The sequence below is a fragment of the Bacteroidales bacterium genome (assembly GCA_035299085.1).
GTDB lineage: Bacteria > Bacteroidota > Bacteroidia > Bacteroidales > UBA10428 > UBA5072.
In genome coordinates this window covers 16,015-36,307 of the sequence record DATGXG010000039.1, presented here as the reverse complement: position 1 = coordinate 36,307, position 20,293 = coordinate 16,015, and the positions used below count along the sequence as shown (strand labels likewise).

Annotated in this window: 17 protein-coding genes; 9 read left to right on the top strand and 8 right to left on the bottom strand. The window is 46.7% G+C overall.

Annotation, left to right across the window (positions count from 1 at the left end; genetic code table 11):
- Positions 1-111: 111 nt before the first annotated feature.
- Complete coding sequence (metG, locus tag VK179_12840; protein ID HLO59625.1) at positions 112-2,148, top strand: methionine--tRNA ligase; 2,037 nt, start codon at positions 112-114, stop codon at positions 2,146-2,148.
- A gap of 146 nt (positions 2,149-2,294) precedes the next feature.
- Here the strand turns inward: metG and VK179_12835 are convergent, their stop codons facing one another.
- The 7 genes from VK179_12835 to VK179_12805 form a co-directional block, all read right to left on the bottom strand.
- Positions 2,295-2,660 carry a YraN family protein gene (locus VK179_12835; GenBank protein HLO59624.1) on the bottom strand — a complete coding sequence of 122 codons (366 nt, stop codon included), beginning with the start codon at positions 2,658-2,660 and terminating at the stop codon, positions 2,295-2,297.
- Positions 2,661-2,772: 112 nt separating this feature from the next.
- The gene (locus VK179_12830; GenBank protein HLO59623.1) at positions 2,773-3,066 is read right to left on the bottom strand and encodes a GIY-YIG nuclease family protein; all 294 of its coding nucleotides are present in this window, start codon (positions 3,064-3,066) and stop codon (positions 2,773-2,775) included.
- 134 nt (positions 3,067-3,200) lie between these two features.
- On the bottom strand, positions 3,201-3,881 hold the full coding sequence (locus VK179_12825; GenBank protein HLO59622.1) for a lipoprotein signal peptidase: 681 nt from the start codon (positions 3,879-3,881) through the stop codon (positions 3,201-3,203).
- Between the two features lie 10 nt (positions 3,882-3,891).
- Positions 3,892-4,269: a TraR/DksA C4-type zinc finger protein gene (locus VK179_12820; protein ID HLO59621.1), complete on the bottom strand. Its 378-nt coding sequence runs from the start codon at positions 4,267-4,269 to the stop codon at positions 3,892-3,894.
- A 61-nt stretch (positions 4,270-4,330) separates the two neighbouring features.
- Positions 4,331-7,765: an isoleucine--tRNA ligase gene (ileS, locus tag VK179_12815; protein ID HLO59620.1), complete on the bottom strand. Its 3,435-nt coding sequence runs from the start codon at positions 7,763-7,765 to the stop codon at positions 4,331-4,333.
- 322 nt (positions 7,766-8,087) lie between these two features.
- Positions 8,088-9,308, bottom strand: a complete 1,221-nt coding sequence (gene serB / locus VK179_12810) for a phosphoserine phosphatase SerB (protein ID HLO59619.1) — start codon at positions 9,306-9,308, stop codon at positions 8,088-8,090.
- Between the two features lie 25 nt (positions 9,309-9,333).
- Positions 9,334-9,846, bottom strand: a complete 513-nt coding sequence (locus tag VK179_12805; protein ID HLO59618.1) for a UpxY family transcription antiterminator — start codon at positions 9,844-9,846, stop codon at positions 9,334-9,336.
- Positions 9,847-10,163: 317 nt separating this feature from the next.
- On the opposite strand from VK179_12805, the gene VK179_12800 reads away from it, so the two are divergent.
- The gene (locus VK179_12800; GenBank protein ID HLO59617.1) at positions 10,164-10,760 is read left to right on the top strand and encodes a riboflavin synthase; all 597 of its coding nucleotides are present in this window, start codon (positions 10,164-10,166) and stop codon (positions 10,758-10,760) included.
- A 328-nt stretch (positions 10,761-11,088) separates the two neighbouring features.
- Positions 11,089-11,511: a DUF2809 domain-containing protein gene (locus VK179_12795; GenBank protein ID HLO59616.1), complete on the top strand. Its 423-nt coding sequence runs from the start codon at positions 11,089-11,091 to the stop codon at positions 11,509-11,511.
- A 294-nt stretch (positions 11,512-11,805) separates the two neighbouring features.
- On the opposite strand, the gene wecB (VK179_12790) is transcribed toward VK179_12795, so the two are convergent.
- Positions 11,806-12,966 (bottom strand): UDP-N-acetylglucosamine 2-epimerase (non-hydrolyzing), encoded by a 1,161-nt coding sequence (wecB, locus tag VK179_12790; GenBank protein ID HLO59615.1) that lies wholly within the window; start codon positions 12,964-12,966, stop codon positions 11,806-11,808.
- Positions 12,967-13,216: 250 nt separating this feature from the next.
- On the opposite strand from wecB (VK179_12790), the gene VK179_12785 reads away from it, so the two are divergent.
- The 6 genes from VK179_12785 to VK179_12760 all read left to right on the top strand — a co-directional run bounded on the left by VK179_12785 (position 13,217) and on the right by VK179_12760 (position 20,131).
- Entirely contained in the window at positions 13,217-13,594 is a 378-nt protein-coding gene (locus tag VK179_12785) for a four helix bundle protein (GenBank protein HLO59614.1), read from the top strand.
- 632 nt (positions 13,595-14,226) lie between these two features.
- Positions 14,227-15,267, top strand: a complete 1,041-nt coding sequence (locus VK179_12780) for a polysaccharide biosynthesis protein (GenBank protein ID HLO59613.1) — start codon at positions 14,227-14,229, stop codon at positions 15,265-15,267.
- 188 nt (positions 15,268-15,455) lie between these two features.
- Positions 15,456-16,586 (top strand): NAD-dependent epimerase/dehydratase family protein, encoded by a 1,131-nt coding sequence (locus VK179_12775; protein HLO59612.1) that lies wholly within the window; start codon positions 15,456-15,458, stop codon positions 16,584-16,586.
- Between the two features lie 229 nt (positions 16,587-16,815).
- Complete coding sequence (locus tag VK179_12770; GenBank protein HLO59611.1) at positions 16,816-17,196, top strand: GxxExxY protein; 381 nt, start codon at positions 16,816-16,818, stop codon at positions 17,194-17,196.
- 193 nt (positions 17,197-17,389) lie between these two features.
- Complete coding sequence (wecB, locus tag VK179_12765; protein ID HLO59610.1) at positions 17,390-18,583, top strand: UDP-N-acetylglucosamine 2-epimerase (non-hydrolyzing); 1,194 nt, start codon at positions 17,390-17,392, stop codon at positions 18,581-18,583.
- Between the two features lie 447 nt (positions 18,584-19,030).
- Positions 19,031-20,131, top strand: a complete 1,101-nt coding sequence (locus VK179_12760; protein ID HLO59609.1) for an ATP-binding protein — start codon at positions 19,031-19,033, stop codon at positions 20,129-20,131.
- Positions 20,132-20,293: the final 162 nt, after the last annotated feature.

The window sequence follows — 20,293 nt, the reverse complement described above, 5'->3', positions numbered from 1 at the left end:
TTAAGTGATTAAGTGATTAAGTAAAAGTACAACTTTATCAATTCAGAAAAATCTCTCAGGCCTTAATACCTAAACACCTTATTGCTATTATCAATTTTTAAATATAATACTATGCAAAATACTCCTAAGAGACATCTGATCACCGCCGCTCTCCCCTATGCCAACGGACCTGTACACATCGGCCACCTCGCCGGGGTTTATGTTCCGGCCGACATATACGTCCGTTACCTCCGCCTCAGGGGCGAAGACGTACTGTTCATATGCGGTTCCGATGAACACGGTGTTCCCATAACAATCAAAGCCAGGCAGGAAAAGGTGTCTCCGCAGGATATAGTGGACAAGTACCACACCATCATCAAAAATGCTTTTGCCGAATTCGGTATTTCGTTCAGCATTTATTCAAGAACCACTTCGAAAGTACATTACAAGACTGCTTCCGAGTTTTTCAGGAAACTATACGACCAGGGTGAATTCATCGAAAAAACCACAAAACAGTATTACGACGAGGAAGCGCAGCAGTTCCTGGCAGACCGGTATATCACTGGAACCTGTCCCCATTGCGGTAACGATAATGCCTACGGCGACCAGTGCGAAAAATGCGGCACATCGTTGAATGCAACCGACCTCATCAACCCTCGCAGTACCATCAGCGGCAGTCAACCTGTGCTGAAAGACACGCTTCACTGGTTCCTGCCGCTGGATAAGTACGAGCCCTTCCTCCGCAACTGGATCCTTGAGGATAACAAGGACTGGAAATCGAACGTCTACGGGCAGTGCAAATCATGGCTCGATGCCGGCCTGCAACCACGGGCGGTAAGTCGTGATCTCGACTGGGGTATCCCGGTCCCGGTTGAAGGCGCGGAGGGAAAAGTGCTGTATGTATGGTTCGATGCACCCATTGGCTACATTTCAGCCACACGGGAACTTACACCCGATTGGGAAAAATACTGGAAGGACAAGGATACCCGCATGATCCATTTCATTGGTAAGGATAATATCGTATTTCATTGCATCATCTTCCCGGCCATGCTGAAAGCTGACGGCACATACAACCTTCCCGGAAACGTTCCGGCCAATGAATTCCTGAACCTTGAAGGGGATAAGATTTCCACATCGCGCAACTGGGCGGTTTGGCTACACGAATACCTTCAGGACTTCCCCGGCCAGCAGGATGTGCTGAGGTACGTGCTCTGCGCCACCATGCCGGAGACAAAGGACAATGATTTCACGTGGAAGGATTTCCAGGCCCGGAACAATAACGAACTGGTTGCTGTGTTAGGCAACTTCATAAACCGCGCACTGGTTCTTACCAATAAATACTTCGACGGTAAAGTTCCCCCGGCCGATGCCCTCACCGGTGCGGACCAGGATGCACTGGCTGAACTGCCCAGGCTGAAACAGGCTGTTGAATACAATCTCGAAAATTTCCGCTTTCGTGAAGCGCTGAAAGCTGCCATGGATGTGGCACGACTTGGTAACAAATACCTGGCTGACAACGAACCGTGGAAACTGATAAAAACAGATAAACCCCGGACAGGTACCATATTGAATTTGGCCCTGCAGATTACAGCCAACCTGGCCATTATCACAGAGCCGTTCCTGCCTTTCTCGGCAAAGAAAATAAGTGAGTTCATCAACATGGACACCCTCTCGTGGGACGACGGCGGACGCACCGATCTATTGCCTTCGGGCCATAAGCTGAACGAGCCTTCGCTGCTGTTCAGCAAAATTGAAGATGAGGCTGTTGAAAAGCAGCTTGAAAAACTGCAAAAAAGTAAGGAGAAGAACCTGGCAGGAAAAGTGGCTGCGAAACCGCAAAAAGAAAGCGTCAGTTACGATGATTTCGCCCGGATGGATATCAGAACGGGTACTATCCTCGAAGCGGTTAAAGTGCCTAAAACGAAGAAACTGATGCAGCTTAAAATTGATACCGGTATGGATATCCGGACGGTGGTTTCAGGAATCGCCGAATACTTTGAGCCGGAAGCCATCATCGGCAAGCAGATCTGCCTGCTGGCAAACCTTGAGCCCCGTGAGATCAAGGGCATTCAATCGCAGGGCATGATCCTCCTCGCCGAAGACTCCTCGGGAAAACTGGTTTTCGTCACCCCGGAGAACGGGGTCAATAACGGTGCGGAGGTGAAGTGAACAGGGATCAGCCCTGCCGTCATTGCGAGGAGCCACCTCTACGTCATTGCGAGGAGCTATTCTGATTAATGATTATGCCTTAATGTTTCGCGACGAAGCAATCTGCCTGCACAGGCACACCCCTGCCAAGGGCAAAACCCCATCAGCTACCTCGCAATCGCCCTGAACGCATCCTTTACATGTTCAATAGCTGTGCGGTCGTTGTCGATTATGATCGAAACGATATCAAACCGCACTTCCAGGTCAATATGGTGAGAATAAATATACCGTTCGGCAGCAAAAATAAGTGACCGTTGCTTACGGTAATCAACAGCTGTATATGGTTCTCCCCATGAATTCCCTTTTCTTGTTTTCACTTCCGCAATAACAAGGAATTCATGAAATCTGGCAATGATATCAATCTCGGTATGATTGAAATGCCAGTTTCTTTCAAGTATTTCATATCCTTCCTCCTTAAGGAAGTCTACGGCAAGGTCTTCACCTTTTTTACCGAATGCGATGTTGTCTGTCATATAAACCGTCATGCGAGGAGCCACCTTTATCTCTGATTATACCTTAATCTCCTGCGACGAAGCAATCTGCCCGCACAGGCACACCCTTGCAAAGAGCGCTACATATCGTAAATCACAAAGCAATCTTCTCATACAAATCCTCCCATTCCGGATTCATAACTTCAATGAGATCAATCTTTCTTTGCCGAGATCCACCCTTAATCAGCTTTTCCTTTTCTATTGCCTCCTGAATAATAGAATAATACTGATAATATACCAATATTACTGCATTGTATTTTTTAGTAAATCCTTTGAATTTATGCTCTTTATGTTCGCGAACTCTCCTAACAATGTCTTCTGTAACGCCGGTATATAAAACAGTATGGTTTTTGTTAGTCATGATATATACATAACCTCCCTTATACATAACTTGCTGATAACGGATTAAATATAGTGAATTTCCGGATTGGATATTCTAGGTGAGGCTGTACTTTTTGTCAGGTTGTGCCTGTGCAGGCAGATTGCTTCGTCGCTTTACATTTGGGTATAATCAACGATTTGTCATGCTCCTCGCAATGACGGTGGTTCACTCTCTTCTCCCTTCTCACCACTCTCCTCTTCCACCACTACAGGTACCCCAAAAAACCTCCTCTGAAACACAAGTATGCACAGTATCCCCAGTGTTATTGCCGAGTCGGCGAGGTTGAAAATGGGACGGAAGAAAACAAACTCGTCGCCTCCCTTACCGGGAAACCATGACGGGAAATGACCGTGAATGACGGGAAAATAAAGCATATCCACTACCCTTCCAAAAAGCAGCGGCGCATAGCCACCTTCTTCCGGAAACATTTTGGCCGTATTGAAATATGTACTTTCACTGAAAATGCGACCGTAAAATACACTGTCGATGATGTTGCCTGCCGCACCGGCCATTATCAGGGCCACACACAGGATAAGCCCGTTATTTGCCCTGCGCCGAACCAGTTGGTTCAGGTACCAGCCAATGGCCACAACGGCAATGATCCTGAAAATAGTAAGCACCGGCTTGCCGAGCTTTCCGGGAATATCAAGTCCGAAAGCCATCCCGGGATTTTCGATGAACCGGATCTGGAACCAGTGCCCGAAAACCGAAATGCTTTCACCGATTGTCATGGAAGTTTTGATATGAATCTTTATGGCCTGGTCAATGAACAGGACCAGGACAATCAGCAGGATCGCCTTGAATCGGATGGAAACTTTCATGAGGAAACGATCAGCGCTGTTTTTGCTTGGCGTCAATCGACAGGGTGGCGTGAGGAACAGCTCTCAGCCTTTCTTTGCTGATCAGCTTGCCCGTTTCACGGCAAATACCATAAGTTTTGTTCTCAATCCTTATGAGGGCTGCCTGTAAGTGCTGTATAAACTTTTGCTGACGCTGTGCAAGCCTGCCGGCCTCTTCCTTCGATAACGTTGCGGCACCTTCTTCGAGCACTTTAAATGTGGGGGAAGTATCTTGCGTATCGTTGCTCTCGCTTTGTGTGATGGCGCTCTTTAAAAGTTCAAAGTCGCGTTTTGCCTTTTCAAGCTTATCGAGTATAATGACCTTAAACTCATCAAGTTCCTCGTCGGAATACCTTGTCTTTTCTGACATGTTAATCTGTTTTATTATTCTTAAATGTAATCAAAAAAATCAATTCGGGGACGATTTGGAATTAAATCTTACTAACCCGGATATGTGTATGAATGTTTTCGTCAATCTCAACAAGCTGAGCGCCTTCCGTGTTGGTCATGTTAACCAGAACTACTGATTTGGCAAGTGTTTGAGTGGCTATATATTCATTGAAATTTTTAATTGCCGAATCAATTATTTCCTGCTGCCCGATCTCCACGGCAATCTTATCCGTGACTTCAAAACCGCTTTCTTTCCTGATATTCTGAATACGGTTTACAAATTCCCTGGCAATTCCCTCATCCTTGAGTTCCTGCGTGATGTTCACATCAAGTGCCACGGTAAGCCGGCCTTCGGTGGCCACAAGCCATCCCGGGATATCTTCCGATGTAATCTCCACATCGTCGTGCATCAGCTTTATCCTTTCGGTGCCTATGGAGACTTCATAATCATCCCCGGCTTCGAAACAGGCAATGTCCTCCTGGGTGAACTTCGAAATCGCCTGGGCAATTTCTTTCATGAGTTTACCATAACGCGGGCCCAGTGTTTTGAAATTCGGCTTGATCTTTTTCACGAGAATCCCGCTGGTATCCCGCAAAAACTCAAGTTCCTTCACGTTCACTTCATTCAGGATCAGGTGCTTGATCCCTTCGAGCTGCCTTACTACGTTGGGGTCGGTGACAGGAACCATAATTTTGCGAAGGGGCTGCCTTACCTTGATATTCACCTTTCTGCGCAATCCGAGAACCATCGAGGAAAGATTCTGTGCCAGGTCCATTTTCTGCTCCAGGTCGGCATCGATGAGAGTTTCATCCGCTTTTGGGAAATGGGTGTGGTGAACAGACTGCTCTTTGTCGCGGTGGGTCACCTGGTTAAGATCCCTGAATATTTTGTCCATGTAAAAGGGTGCCAGCGGGGCAGCCAGTTTTACAACGGTTTCGAGGCAGGTATAAAGGGTTTGGTAAGCCGCCAGCTTATCATCCGACTTATCGCCTCCCCAGAAACGCTTCCGGTTCAGCCGCACGTACCAGTTGCTCAGGTTTTCCATAACGAAATCCTGGATGGCCCTTCCGGCCTTTGTAGGCTCATAGTCCTCGTAATACGAATTCACATCCTTTACAAGGGTGTTCAGCAGCGAAATAATCCACCTGTCGATCTCCGGCCGCTTTGCAACCGGAACTTCGGGTTCGCTGTAATTGAAGCCGTCGATGTTGGCATACAGCGAAAAGAATGAATAGGTGTTGTAAAGCGTTCCGAAGAATTTGCGCTTCACTTCCTCAACACCTTCCAGGTCGAATTTTAAATTATCCCATGGCTGCGCATTGGTGATCAGGTACCACCTGAGGGGATCCGAACCATTCTGGTTGATCACTTCAAAAGGATCAACGGCGTTACCAAGGCGCTTCGACATTTTGTTGCCGTTTTTGTCGAGGCACAACCCGTTGCTGATGATGTTCTTATAGGCAACCGAATCAAACAGCATCACGGCAAGGGCATGAAGGGTAAAAAACCATCCCCTTGTCTGGTCAACACCCTCGGCGATGAAATCGGCCGGGTAATATTTCCTGAATTCCGGATCCTTCATGGCAAACGGATAGTGCATCTGGGCGTAAGGCATGGCGCCCGAGTCAAACCATACGTCGATCAGGTCCTGCTCACGGGTCATCTTTTTGCCGGTATCTGACACAAGGAAGATATCGTCAACAAAAGGCCTGTGAAGATCGAATTTCTCGTAATTTTCTTTTCCGAAATCGCCGCTTGTATAATTCTTCAGCGGGTTTTCTTTCATGAACCCAGCTTTGATGCTCTTCTCGATTTCTTCCTTAAGTTCTTCCACCGAGCCGATGCACTTCAGCTCCTGGGTTTCACTCACCCATACAGGAAGCGGTGTGCCCCAGTAGCGCGAACGCGAAAGGTTCCAGTCGACAAGATTCTCAAGCCATTTTCCGAAACGGCCTGTTCCGGTGGATTCCGGTTTCCAGTTGATGGTGTTGTTCAACTCGATCATCCTGTCCTTTAACGCGGTTGTTTTGATGAACCACGCATCCAGCGGGTAATACAGCACAGGTTTATCGGTTCTCCAGCAGTGCGGGTAATTGTGAACATGCTTTTCGATGCGGAATGCCTTGTTGGCTTTTTTAAGATATACCGAAATGTCCACATCCACGGTGGGATCACCCTCGCCAAGCGAAGGATCGTAATCGTTCTTTACATACCTTCCGGCAAACGGCTTGTATTCTTCAACGTTTACATTCTCTTTTACAAATTCCGGGTCAAGGTCTTCGATCCGGAACAGGCGGCCTTTCTTATCCACAAGCGGAGCCTGTTTGCGGTTCACATCCAGCACCATCAGCGGGGGAACGCCGTTTGCACGGGCAACCCTGAAGTCGTCGGCGCCAAAAGTAGGTGCAATATGCACAATACCTGTACCATCCTCGGTGGTGACAAAATCACCGGTAAGCACCCTGAACGCGCCCTTGCCGGGATTCACCCAGTTGATCAGCTGGTTGTATGCAATGCCTTCGAGTTCTGATCCTTTGTATTCACCGAGTATTTTATAGGGAATTCTTTTATCGCCGGGTTGGAAAGCTTCAATGGCAATATCCTTGTTGTTTTCGGCAAAATATTCGTGCATCCTTTCTTTGGCAAGGATAAGGGTAACCGGTTCAAAGGTGTAGGGATTGAATGTTCTTACCCTCACATACGTGATATCGGCTCCTACAGCCAGTGCGGTGTTCGAAGGCAGGGTCCACGGAGTGGTTGTCCATGCAAGGAAATAAACGGGTGCATCCGTTTCGGCTAACAGGAATTCCGATTTGGCATTTTTCACCACTTCGAACTGGGCCACGCAGGTTGTATCTTTTACATCGCGGTAACAGCCCGGCTGGTTCAGCTCATGGGTGCTGAGTCCTGATCCGGCGGCAGGCGAATAAGGCTGGATCGAATAGCCTTTATAAAGCAGGTTTTTTTTGAACAGTTCTTTCAGAAGCCACCACAGGCTTTCGATATAGCGGTTGTCGTAGGTGATATAGGGATTATCCATATCTACCCAATACCCCATTTTCAGCGTGAGGTCTTCCCATTCGCGGGTGTAAGTCATTACATCGCTCCGGCACTTGCTGTTGAAATCGGTGATGCTGATCTTGTTCCCGATGTCTTCTTTTGTAATCCCGAGTGAAGTTTCCACTTTAAGCTCAACGGGCAGTCCGTGAGTATCCCATCCTGCCTTGCGTTCTACGAGGAAGCCCTTCATGGTTTTATAACGGCAGAAAATATCCTTGATGGTACGGGCAATCACATGGTGAATACCGGGCATCCCGTTTGCCGAAGGAGGTCCCTCGTAAAACACGTAGGATGGCTTGCCCTGCCTTACTTCCAGGCTCTTTTCAAATGTTTTTTCTTTGTTCCAGACGTTAAGGATCTCGCGGTTAATAGCCGCCAGGTTGAAACTCTTATATTCAGGATACTTATTACTCATTATATATCAAACAATTACAATACAATTTCCGATTTTCAAAATGTGTACAAAGATATAAGATTTATAGAGAATTAGGAATTATGGGGGAGAAATCTATGACGTTTGTCAGGGCTGGGCGAAGTTTGTAATTCGTCTGAACGCACCGAAATGCCAGGCGAAGTTTGTAACTTCGTCTGAACGCACCGAAATGCCAGGCGAAGTTTGTAACTTCGTCTGAACGGAATTCATTGTTAATTATCCTTTACGTATAGACGAAGTCGGAGACTTCGCCTAGCACAGGGACTTCGCCTAGCACAGGGAGTCACTAATCACTAATTACTAATCACTTCAGCTCCCTGTCCCTGAATCCCATCAGATACAAGATCGCATCGAGCCCGATGGTGGAGATGGCCTGGCGGGCATTTTCCTTTACTTTCGATTTGGCATGAAACGCAATGCCGAGCCCGGCGAGGTTGAGCATGGGCAGGTCGTTGGCCCCGTCGCCCACGGCAATCACCTGCTCCAGGTGAATCCCTTCCTTGAACGCCAGGTTCTTGAGCAGTTCCGCTTTGCAGGCGCCGTCCACAATATCGCCGATATAATTTCCTGTAAGCTTTCCGTCTTTAATTTCAAGTTCATTCCCGAATACGTAATCGATCCCGAGCTCATGCTGCAAAAAGCGGCCGAAATAGGTGAAGCCACCCGACAGGATGGCGGTTTTGTAACCGTATTTCCTCAGCGTGCTCACCAGCTTATGCGCCCCTTCGGTAACCGGCATGTGAAAGGCGATCTCACGCATCACACTTTCATCAAGTCCCTTCAGCAACCCTACCCGCTGCCGGAAGCTTTCCTTAAAATCGATCTCTCCTCTCATAGCCGACTCGGTAACCTTATGCACCACCTCGCCCACCCCGGCCCTTTTGGCCAGTTCAACGATCATCTCGGTCTGGATCAGTGTCGAATCCATGTCAAAGCATACAAGCCTCCGGTTGCGCCTGTAAATGTTGTCCTCCTGGAATGCAATGTCAATCATGGTTTCCTGGGCAACTTCAAGAAATTCCCGGCGCATTTTTTCTTTGTCGGCGGGTGTTCCTCGCACCGAAAATTCAACGCAGGCTATCGCGTGGGGATCGGAATCCTGGAGCGAAGGACGGCCGCTGAGGCGGTTGATGATATCGATATTGAGGTTTTGCCTGTGAATGATGTCGGTGACTTTGGCAATATGCGATGAGTTGATGATCCGGGCAATGAGGGTGACAATATAGCGCTCCTTACCCTGCAGTTTCACCCAGTCTTCATAATCATCAAGCGTGATGGGCGTAAACCTCGCTGTAACCCCGAGCTCGTAGGAGCGGAAGAGCAGGTCTTTCAGCACGGGGGCCGAATCGTCGTTTTCAGGAACTTCAAACAGGATGCCGAGCGACAGCTGGTCGTGGATCACCGCCTGCCCGATGTCGAGAACTGCGGTATCGTATTGTTCCAGGATGTGGGTGAGGGTTGCGGTTATACCCGGTTTATCGGGTCCGGATATATTGAGAAGAATAACTTCCTTTGCAGCAGCCATATAGTTTGGTTTACTGCAAAGTTAGCTATTTTTCTTCTTCAACAGGTTCTACAAATGTCGGGTCAATATCGATGGTGAGATTGTAATCGAGTGCCGTAATGCTGATGAGCAACTTATGCTGTCCCTTTATCTCCAGGATTTTCCCGCGGAGGTCCTTTAGCACGCCATGGGTGATCCGCACATCGCGGCCTTTTTTAAAGGCTTTGACATCAGTCTCCATCGGAACCTTTGCGCCAAGCAGAATTTTAAGATTGTTGATCTGCCAGTCGGGTATCGGAACCGGCTTTCCGTCGAAGTACAGGATTCTAACCACACCCCAGACCTTCACCACTCTCATGAAGTCCTTTGGGGTAACATGGATAAAAACATAGGAACGGATGAGGGGGACAAGCACTTTCTTTTTGCGGTCGGTCCATTGCCGCATGGTCACCTGCAGCGGCAGGTAATGTTCGATATCTGCCTTACCCAGTTCGGTGGCGACATGTTTTTCCGCCTTGGAACAAGTGTATACGGCGTACCATTCAGGGGTTTCGGGCATGAAACAGGGCTTATTACATTAACCAGCGTGAAGATAGGAAAATTTTAGTGATTAGTGATTAGTGATTAGTGATTAGTGACTGGTGATTGGTGACTGGTGACTGGTGACTGGTGACTGGTGACTGGTGATTGGTGACTGGTGACTGGTGACTGGTGACTGGCTTTGTGCCTTAGTTGTTCAATAAATCTTCGTGTGCTTCGTGATCTTTGTGTTCTTCGTGTTAAAACTCTTCAAATGCCGCAGGCATTTGTGTTCTTTGTGTTAAATTTGCCTTTGTGCCTTTGTGGTTAAAACCTTATCTTCGCAAAAAACTCACCATGTTCTCAGGAATCGTAGAAGAAGCCGCCAAAGTGGTATCCCTCCAAAAAGACAGGGAAAACCTCCACATTACCCTCACCTGCTCGTTTGTTCCAGAACTGAAAATAGACCAGAGCGTATCGCATAACGGCGTTTGCCTCACGGTTGTTGAAAAAACGTCCGACACCTACACAGTAACTGCCATACAGGAAACCCTGATCAAGAGTAACCTGGGAATGCTCAAGCCCGGTTCCGAAGTGAACCTCGAACGCAGCATGAAAATGGACGGTCGCCTCGACGGGCATATCGTGCAGGGGCATGTGGACCAGACAGCGGTATGCACCTCGGTAACCGAATCCGAAGGCAGCTGGTATTACACCTTTGAGTATGAGCCGGCACGCGAAGATTATGTGACCGTGGAAAAAGGATCTGTCTGTGTGAACGGGGTAAGTCTCACTGTCGTGAATTCAATGGACAAATCCTTCCAGGTGGCGATCATTCCGTATACTTATGAGCATACCAACTTCCATGAGTTTAAGGTAGGCACGGTGGTAAATCTCGAATTCGACATCATCGGCAAGTATATTGCACGAATTCTGAAGCAGCAGAGGGGGTAGAACTCCTTACACCTCACCTCCTCACGCCTCTATCATTTCACACCTCACCCCCTGCCCCCTCTCCTTGGAGGAGAGGGGAAGAAGGGCTTATTATTGCTGTTCTTAATATTGACGCATTAGGCAATTAATTAAAATACTTCCTGCAAAAAAACATAACCTAAGAACCACAAGCCTCATTCAATGCGTTCCTCCCCTCTCCTGGCAGGAGAGGGGCAGGGGGTGAGGTGTTAGAGAGTGGCAGAATTAATTTTTTCCCCTTTTCCCTTTACATTTTCCTTACTATGCCTTACATTTGTCCCGGGCAAATACGTTATTTCCATATATCAAAATGAAACGACTGCTAACGATACCGCCAAGGGTTGTTACCTTGTTGCAGGATAATCATGCGCGTATACTGAAAGCCATAATGATGACACTTGTGCTCATCACTGCGCTCTATACAAAACAATACAGGGGTGAATACGAAGCTATTATTCACAATCACATCGGGGGCATCCTTTACGTCTTTTTTTTCAGCCTGCTTTTTTCTTTTGTGTTTCCCCACGTCAAATGGTATTATGCCGTTCTGATTGCCCTGGGAGTTACATGCATTCTCGAAGTGATCCAGTATTTAGAAATCCCTTTTATGGTGCAACTCACGGAACACAGGGCTTTCGCATTAGTCTTCGGCCACAGCTACGACCCGGTTGATTTCATTTACTATACAATCGGTGCTGTCTTCTCGGTAGTATTCTTAAAAATGGTGGAGTAATAATAAACCTGACAGCGTCGAAGACCTGTCATCGTTGGGTTTAACACGAAACATTCCAATTTTAACACGAAGACCACGAAGGCTTCACAAAGAACACGAAGTCTGATTCTACCCCTTTTTACTTCAAGAGCACTAAGGGCTGAAAACTGCGTTTTCAACTGAATGCAAAACCTGACAGCGTCGAAGACCTGTCACCGTTTCGTTTAACACGAAACATTCCAATTTTAACACGAAGATCACGAAGGCTTCACAAAGAACACGAAGTCTGATCCTACGGGGGCAGGGGGTGAGGTGTTACGAATAAAACTCTCCCGCAAACAATGCCACGATCCTGTCGGCCGTATGGCCATCCCACAACTCGGGACGGGCAGGAAGCACGCCGCTGGCCAGTGTTGTTCTGAATTCGTTGCGGATGCGTTCCACGTTATTGCCGACAAGCACGCTGGCGCCGCCATGCTCACGCAGAGTCACAGGCCGTTCCGTGTTCCATCTCAATGTAAGACACGGAGTACCCAGGATGCAGCATTCTTCCTGCAGTCCGCCGCTGTCAGTTAACATAATCCTTGCACCCATATTCAGCCTGAGCATATCATGGTAGCCCAATGGTTGAAGAAGCCGGATTCCGTTGCTCTGTACAACGCTGTCCCATAAACCAAATGTCTTCAGCTGCTTGGCGGTTCTCGGATGAATGGGCCACAGCAGGGGCATGGATGAAGCCACTTCGCGGATCAGGAAATTCAGAAGCGGTTCAATCACTTCTTTTTTATCCACGTTGCTGGGACGGTGAAGGGTCATTACGGCATACGGCTGGTCGGAATCAAAGTGATTCACATGAACCGCCTCTTCAAGGTGGTTGATGTCGAGCATATGCGGTATGCTGATGGCAGCCGCACGGTTGCGGTTGGCTTCAAGGGTATCGATCATGATATTTCCCACGAACCTGATCTTTTCATCGGGAACCCCTTCCTTGCGGAGGTTTTCGTTCGAAATACGGTCGGGTGTCAGCAGCAGGTCGCTCAGCCTGTCGGTTACAAGCCGGTTGATCTCTTCGGGCATGGTCATATCGCCCGAGCGCAATCCTGCTTCAATATGGCAGCATTTAATATTTTCTTTTTTGGCCGTTACCGAGCAGGCCAGGGTGGCATTCACGTCACCCACAACCACTACCCAGTCGGGCTTATATTCACGAAGTACTTTTTCAAAAGCGATCATGGTGTTGCCCACCTGTTCGGCATGGGAGCCGGAGCCGATTTCAAGGTTCACATCGGGCTGTGGAATTCCGAGGTCACTGAAGAAATTTTCCGAAAGCCGGATATCGTAATGCTGGCCTGTATGCACGAGGATATGCTCAATGTAACGGTCTTTGTGGTGTTCATTGTGTTTGCGGATAGCCTCAACGAGCGGCGCTATTTTCATAAAATTCGGACGAGCCCCGACAACGGAAATAATTTTCATCTGTAAGAGGTTGATTTGGTTTTATTAGCTAGAATACGAATGAAACCCGAAAAAGTTTATTTAAGAATGAAGAATGAGAGTGAGGGGGAGACAGGGTGAGGGGGTGAAGGGGAGACGGGGTGACGGGGAGAAAGGGGAGAGGCGATGGCGGAGATTGAAACTTTGGTAGAATAAGTAACTTCTTAAAATTGAATAATTATAAATATTTTTTAAATTTATATATAACCTCTTAAGTCAAAAACCTTGTTTAATGGCAAGAATTAAATCACACAAAGAACTGAGAGTTTACCAAGTGGCCTTTGAAACTGCAATGGAAATTTTCAAGATTTCAAAAACGTTTCCCAAAGAAGAAAGATATTCATTAACCGATCAGGTTCGGCGAAGTTCAAGATCTGTTGCAGCAAATATCGCCGAAGCTTTCCGAATGCGTAGATATCCATTGGCTTTTGTGTCAAAATTAAACCAATCTGAAGGTGAATCTGCTGAATCCCAAGTTTGGCTTGATTTTGCTGAAGGCTGTGAATACATTTCTCCGGAAATTAGAAAAAATCTTGACGAAAAATATGAATATATCCTTGGTATGCTTGTAAATATGATCAACGATTCAGATAGCTGGAAAATTAAATAACCCCCATCTCCCCATCTCCCCATCTCCCCATCTCCCCCTCTCCCCTTTCTCCCCTTTCTCCCCTTTCTCCCCTTCTCCCCTTCTCCCCATCTCCCCCTCTCCCCGTCACCCGCTCACCCTCTCAGATCAACGCCCCCGGTGACGCACATCACCTCTCTTATTGTAACTATTGATAACTTCTCATCTACATTTGCCAGTGAATAGTTATATTTGTTTAGCGCCCTTCTCAGACCCGGTAATGGGACTGAGGGGGCGGTGCTGTGGGTAAAATCTGGTAAAGCGGAATGTATGTGATTGGTAATTAGTGATTTGTGAAACAACACCTCACCCCCTGCCCCCTCTCCTAAAAGAGAGGGGAAGAACGATTTAAGAAGCTTTTTTCAAGCTGCCGCAGGCAGCAATTAGTGAAATTCGTTATCATTTTTTTAGTCTTTAATTCGTGCATTCTGGTTATCTTTTTTCTCAGTGTTCTTCGTGTTAAATTTTTCAAACTGCCGCAGGCGGTTTATATCATTTCGTCGTTAAATAACATGCATTCATAAAACACCTCGTGTTCCTCGCGGTTAAAACGAAACACATTCACCTTTAATCCGTAATCTGTTACCTAACATACCCATTACAAACTTTCTGACATGGAATTCAGTAACAAATGCCTTCTCATCACCGGTGGCACCGGTTCCTTCGGCAACGCCGTCCTTCGCCGTTTTCTCAACACCGATATCGCAGAGATCCGCATTTTTAGCCGCGACGAAAAGAAACAGGACGACATGCGGCAGTTCTATAAAAACCCGAAAATAAAATATTTCATCGGCGATGTCCGTAACCGCGAAAGCATCGACAACGCCATGTCCGGTGTAGACTTCGTCTTCCAGGCAGCAGCGCTCAAGCAGGTTCCTTCGTGCGAGTTCTTCCCCACCGAAGCCGTCCGCACCAATGTGCTGGGTTGTGAGAACGTGCTCGATTCCGCAGTGAAAAACAACGTCAAAAAAGCCATTGTGCTCAGTACCGATAAGGCAGTTTACCCCATCAACGCCATGGGCATGTCTAAAGCCCTGAGCGAAAAAGTGATGGTGGCCAAATCGCGTAACCTCAACGGGAAAGGCATTACATTCTGTGGCACACGCTATGGAAACGTGATGGCTTCAAGGGGCTCTGTGATCCCGCTTTTTGTAACCCAGATCAGGAACAACCAGCCCATCACCATCACTGATCCGAACATGACCCGTTTCATGATGACCCTTGACGACGCCGTTGAACTGGTGCTGTTCGCGTTTAAGAACGGGAACAACGGCGATATTTTCGTTCAGAAATCACCTGCATCTACAATCGGTATCCTTGCCCAGGCACTGAAAGAGATGTACTGCTCAGATGTGCCTATTAAAGTCATTGGTACCCGCCATGGGGAAAAACTTTACGAAACGCTGGTGAACCGCGAAGAAATGTCAAAAGCCGACGATCTTAAAAATTATTTCAGGATACCGGCCGATACAAGGGATTTGAATTACAGCAAGTTTTTCACCGAAGGAGAATCAAGTGTTTCCATAACCGAGGATTACACGTCACATAGCACCGAAAGGCTTGACCTCGAGGGCACCAAACAACTCCTCCTCCGCCTCCGCTCGATAAGGGAGGATGTGATGGGGGAGCGGTCGGCTCCGGCTTTTGAACCGTAACCCAAACACCTCACCCCCTTCCCCCTCTTCCCGCCGAAGCGGGACAGGCTCTTAAGGAGAGGGGAAGAACGCTATGATTAACGTATTGCTAAATATGAAACACCGTGCGGTGGCTTTGTGACAGGACAAAGAAAGTAAGAAGGTTCCGGGCGAAGCCCGATCAATTGAATAAATAAACACAATAATAAATGTTTTCAGTAGGAATTACGGGACAAGCGGGTTTTATAGGAACTCACTTATTTAACTTTCTTGGTTTAAAGAAAGATGAGGTTACCCGCATTCCTTTTAGAGACGAGTACTTTTCAGATACCGAAGTTCTCGAAAACTTCGTGAAACAATGCGACGTCATCATCCACCTCGCCGCCCTCAACCGCCACAACGACCCGCAAACCATTTACGATACCAACCTGCTGCTCGTGAACAAGCTCATTGCCGCCATGGAAAAAACCAACTCCCGGCCGCATGTGCTGTTCTCCTCCTCCACCCAGGAAGAACGCGACAACATGTTCGGGAAATCGAAACGCGAAGGCAGGGCGTTGTTTGAACAATGGGCGGAAAGGAACCATGCCCGGTTTACCGGACTGGTTATCCCCAACGTCTTCGGACCTTTCGGCAACCCGTATTACAACTCGGTGGTTGCCACCTTCTGCCACCAGCTTACCCACAACGAACAACCCAAAATCGAAATCGACGCCACCCTCAAACTCATATACATCGGAGATTTAGTCTCCCTCATCTGGAACGAAATCCTAAACCAGTCACCAGTCACCAATCACCAGTCACCAGTCACCATCCCCCACACCGTCGAAAAAAACGTAACCGAGCTCCTCGCCCTGGTCAACCGTTTCAAAACCGACTACTTCGACAACGGCCAGTTCCCCGCTCTCCACCATACCTTTGAGCGCGACCTGTTCAACACCTTCCGGTGCTATATTGATATTGAGAAGATCAACCCGGTGAAGCTGAAGATGAATACCGATGACAGGGGGACCTTTGTAGAAACGATTAAAACGGAACTTGGAGGGCAGGTTTCCTTTTCGACAACCAGACCGGGGATCACACGGGGAAATCATTTTCATACCCGCAAAATCGAGCGGTTCGCGGTGATCAAAGGAAAGGCAAGAATACAATTGAGGAGGATAGGGACGGATAAGGTGATGGACTTTTATTTGGACGGGAATGAACCGTCGTATGTCGACATGCCCATCTGGTACACACATAATATAACGAATGTAGGGGATGAGGATGTATATACGATCTTCTGGATCAACGAATTCTTCAACCCCGACGACCCGGATACATACTTTGAAGCGGTTTAACACTAAGTTGATTATGCCTACGGCATAATGAAGAAATTTTAACACGAAGAGCACGAAGGCAGCACTAAGAACACTAAGGATATCTTTGTGTGCTTTGTGCCCTTTGTGTACTTAGTGTTAAAATTGACTCGAGTTCATTGTGTTAAAACATAATGAAGAATTTTAACACGAAGAACACAAAGGCAGCACTAAGAACACTAAGAAACCAATCTGTTAATTTTAAAAACTTATGTTGGATCAAATAACCGAAGATATTGCCAGCGAAGTAATAAGTGCGGCAATTTCAGTTCACAAAATATTAGGACCAGGTTTACTTGAATCGGCATATAAAGAATGTTTATTTTATGAATTATCCAGTAACGGTATTAAAGTTGAAAAAGAAAAACCCATACCGCTTGTATTTAAAAAAATTACGCTGGATTGTGTTTTTAGAGCAGACCTGGTAGTTGAAGATAGAATATTGCTAGAGTTAAAAGCAATTGAAGAATTGAATAGTATTCATATGGCACAAATGCTAACTTATTTAAGGGTTGGAGATTATCGGCTGGGTTTTTTGATGAATTTTAATGTCAGACTATTAAAAGATGGCATTAAGCGAATTATATTATAAATAATCTTCGTGTGCTTAGTGCTCTTAGTGTTCCTCGTGTTAAAACAAATAGATGCCGCAGGCATTAAAAAATAACCTGTGTTTTATCTTCGTGTGCTTAGTGTTCTTAGTGTGCCTCGTGTTAAAAGATTTCGTGTTCTTTGTGTTATAAAACAAAATGCCGCAGGCATTAAAAATATTTAGTGTTTACCCTATGAAAAATCCACTCAAAGTAATGACCGTGCTGGGTACGCGCCCGGAGATCATCCGCCTCTCCCGCGTCATCACCCGCCTCGACGAATTCACCACCCACATCCTCGTCCACACCGGCCAGAACTACGACTACGAGCTCAACGAAATATTCTTCAACGACCTCGGCCTCCGTAAACCCGATCACTATCTCAACGTCGACACCTCTTCGTTAGGTGCTGCCGTAGGCGACATCATGCGTAAGTCCGAAGCCGTGTTAAAACAGGAACAACCCGATGCCCTTGTGGTGCTGGGCGACACCAATTCGTGCCTTGCCGCTTATATGGCCAAGCGCCTGCACATCCCGATCTTCCATATGGAAGCCGGTAATCGGTGTTTTGACGAGAACGTACCTGAAGAAACCAACCGCCGGATCATTGATCACATAGCCGATTTCAACCTGGTATATACCGAGCATGCCCGCAGGCATTTACTGGTCGAAGGCCTTCCCCACCGCCGTATTTACTTAACCGGCAGTCCCATGAAAGAAGTCCTCGACCACCAGCTTGATAAAATAAAAGCATCAAAAATCCTGGATGAATTAAAATTGGAAAAGGGAAAGTTTTTTGTTGTCAGTACACACAGAGAAGAAAACGTCGACAACCCCGAAAATCTTAAAAAGATCCTGGATATACTGAATGCATTAGTAGAAAAATACAATTACCCGGTCATCATCTCCACCCATCCCCGCACCCGTAAGCGTATTGAATCCTTATCAGAAGGTCATGCTGAGCGGAGTCGAAGCACGACTGACGAGCTTCTCCCCGTCTCCCCTTCACCCAATCACCCCCTCTTACATTTCCTCAAACCCTTCGGCTTCTCCGACTACATCGCCCTCCAGACGCACGCCGCCTGCACCCTCTCTGACAGCGGCACTATTTCCGAAGAATCCGCCATCCTCAGTTTCCCGGCCATCTCCCTCCGCAATAGCATGGAGCGCCCCGAAGCCCAGGACGCCGGCACGATTGTGTTAACAGGGTTTGATAAAGACAGGGTTTTAAATTGCATAGAAACGGTTATGGAGGAACATCGGTTGAGAAAATATATAAATAATGTCAATGACTATTCCATTACAGATACATCATGGAGAGTCCTTAAATTAATCCAGGGTCTTTCAGGCTTATCGAATAAGTGGAGTGGGGTTTTAACTAGTCACTAATTACTAATCACTGCCAGTCACCAGTCACCAGTCACTAGTCACAATTCACGTCATTGCGAACCCCGGTTCCTCCGGGGTGAAGCAATCTGCCCGCACAGGCACACCCTAACCAAGGCAGTATCCGGTATTCGATATTTATTTTTCATGTAATCATTATTTCATTTTTCATTTTTTCATTTTTCATTTACTTAGTGCATTCGTGGTTATCTTTTTACTTAGTGTGTTTAGTGTACCTCGTGTTCTACGTGTTAAAACTCTTCAAGCTGCCGCAGGCAGCGCATTCGTCACATTCGTTTTAATTTTTCGCCTTTAATCAGTGCATTCGTGGCTAAACTTCTTGTTGTTCGTGTTTAAAATGGCATTGCGACTTTTTTCGCAACGTAAATTTTCGCAATTCCTTTTTTCATAGAAAAAACTTCCGTAATTTTTCGCAACGAAATTATCGCAATGACGTCGGTTAATCCGTTTAAATTTGGAACCATAGTGGATGATCCTTACTTCATCGACAGGAAGGACGAAATCAAGCAGGTCCGGTCTGTGCTTTCGAGTCCAAATCACCTGATTTTGATCAGTCCACGGCGTTATGGAAAGTCCAGCCTTATATACAAAGTAGTGAATGACATGAACCGACCGGTGATTGCCATCGATCTTCAATTGATAACCAGCGTGGATGATTTTGCGGCCCAGCTTATGAAGAGAATTTACAGGGTATATCCCGGGGAACGGATCCGTCAGTATATAAAAGGTTTCAGGATCATACCCACTCTCTCGGTAAATGCACTGACCAATGCTGTAGATGTGTCCTTTCAGCCGTCGGGCCAATCCTTTCTGAATCTGGAGGACGTGTTAAATCTTCTGGAAAAGTTGAGCACGGAGAAGAAGCGGTGTATCGTGGTGTTGGATGAATTCCAGGACATCATGCGTCTGGACAGGGAACTTGATCGAAAACTGAGGGCAGTATTACAGGTTCAGAAAAACTGTAATTATGTTTTCCTGGGCAGTCAGGAGTCGATGATACGCGATTTATTTGAAAAGAAGAGTTCCCCGTTTTATCATTTCGGGTATCTGATGGCATTGTCGAGAATACCGGGAAAAGAGTTCACGGTTTATTTGGAAGAAAAATTCAAAAATCTGACGGCACATGCAGAGGGTATTGCGAAGCAAATTATGGATTTTACCAGGTGTCATCCTTACTATACGCAGCAATTGGCTTTTTCCACCTGGGAGGTTTTACACCCGGATGCCGTAGTTGAAAATCCGGTTCATGAAGGCATAGCAGGAATATTGAAATCACATGATATTGATTATGAAAGATTATGGGGGACATTCAACAATACGGATAAAAAATTGCTGATCGGAATGGCGGAATCCGATTTGTCTCCTTTATCGGATGCCTTTATAAAGAAGTATGATATAGGGGCATCCAGCACTGTTTTCAGCTCTCTGAAAAGGATAATCAGGAACGGTTATATAACAAAATTTGAAAACCGTTACGAAATCGACGATCCATTTTTCACCCGATGGATCATCAACCGGAGAAATGAGTGACCTTACTAGTCACTAATCACTACCAGTCACCAGTCACAATTCACGTCATTGCGAACCCCGGTTCCTCCGGGGTGAAGCAATCTGCCCGCACAGGCACACCCTAACCAAGGCAGTATCCGGTATTCGATATTTATTTTTCATGTATTCATTATTTCATTTTTC

Bases quoted from the DNA above. Each gene is read 5' to 3' on its own strand.
- VK179_12800 (HLO59617.1), top strand. From the start codon at position 10,164: ATGTTCTCAGGAATCGTAGAAGAAGCCGCCAAAGTGGTATCCCTCCAA.
- serB (HLO59619.1), bottom strand. From the start codon at position 9,308: ATGGCTGCTGCAAAGGAAGTTATTCTTCTCAATATATCCGGACCCGAT.
- wecB (HLO59615.1), bottom strand. From the start codon at position 12,966: ATGAAAATTATTTCCGTTGTCGGGGCTCGTCCGAATTTTATGAAAATA.
- metG (HLO59625.1), top strand. From the start codon at position 112: ATGCAAAATACTCCTAAGAGACATCTGATCACCGCCGCTCTCCCCTAT.
- VK179_12780 (HLO59613.1), top strand. From the start codon at position 14,227: ATGGAATTCAGTAACAAATGCCTTCTCATCACCGGTGGCACCGGTTCC.
- VK179_12805 (HLO59618.1), bottom strand. From the start codon at position 9,846: ATGCCCGAAACCCCTGAATGGTACGCCGTATACACTTGTTCCAAGGCG.
- VK179_12795 (HLO59616.1), top strand. From the start codon at position 11,089: ATGAAACGACTGCTAACGATACCGCCAAGGGTTGTTACCTTGTTGCAG.
- VK179_12760 (HLO59609.1), top strand. From the start codon at position 19,031: ATGACGTCGGTTAATCCGTTTAAATTTGGAACCATAGTGGATGATCCT.
- VK179_12775 (HLO59612.1), top strand. From the start codon at position 15,456: ATGTTTTCAGTAGGAATTACGGGACAAGCGGGTTTTATAGGAACTCAC.
- VK179_12830 (HLO59623.1), bottom strand. From the start codon at position 3,066: ATGTATAAGGGAGGTTATGTATATATCATGACTAACAAAAACCATACT.
- VK179_12825 (HLO59622.1), bottom strand. From the start codon at position 3,881: ATGAAAGTTTCCATCCGATTCAAGGCGATCCTGCTGATTGTCCTGGTC.
- ileS (HLO59620.1), bottom strand. From the start codon at position 7,765: ATGAGTAATAAGTATCCTGAATATAAGAGTTTCAACCTGGCGGCTATT.
- wecB (HLO59610.1), top strand. From the start codon at position 17,390: ATGAAAAATCCACTCAAAGTAATGACCGTGCTGGGTACGCGCCCGGAG.
- VK179_12835 (HLO59624.1), bottom strand. From the start codon at position 2,660: ATGACAGACAACATCGCATTCGGTAAAAAAGGTGAAGACCTTGCCGTA.
- VK179_12820 (HLO59621.1), bottom strand. From the start codon at position 4,269: ATGTCAGAAAAGACAAGGTATTCCGACGAGGAACTTGATGAGTTTAAG.
- VK179_12785 (HLO59614.1), top strand. From the start codon at position 13,217: ATGGCAAGAATTAAATCACACAAAGAACTGAGAGTTTACCAAGTGGCC.
- VK179_12770 (HLO59611.1), top strand. From the start codon at position 16,816: ATGTTGGATCAAATAACCGAAGATATTGCCAGCGAAGTAATAAGTGCG.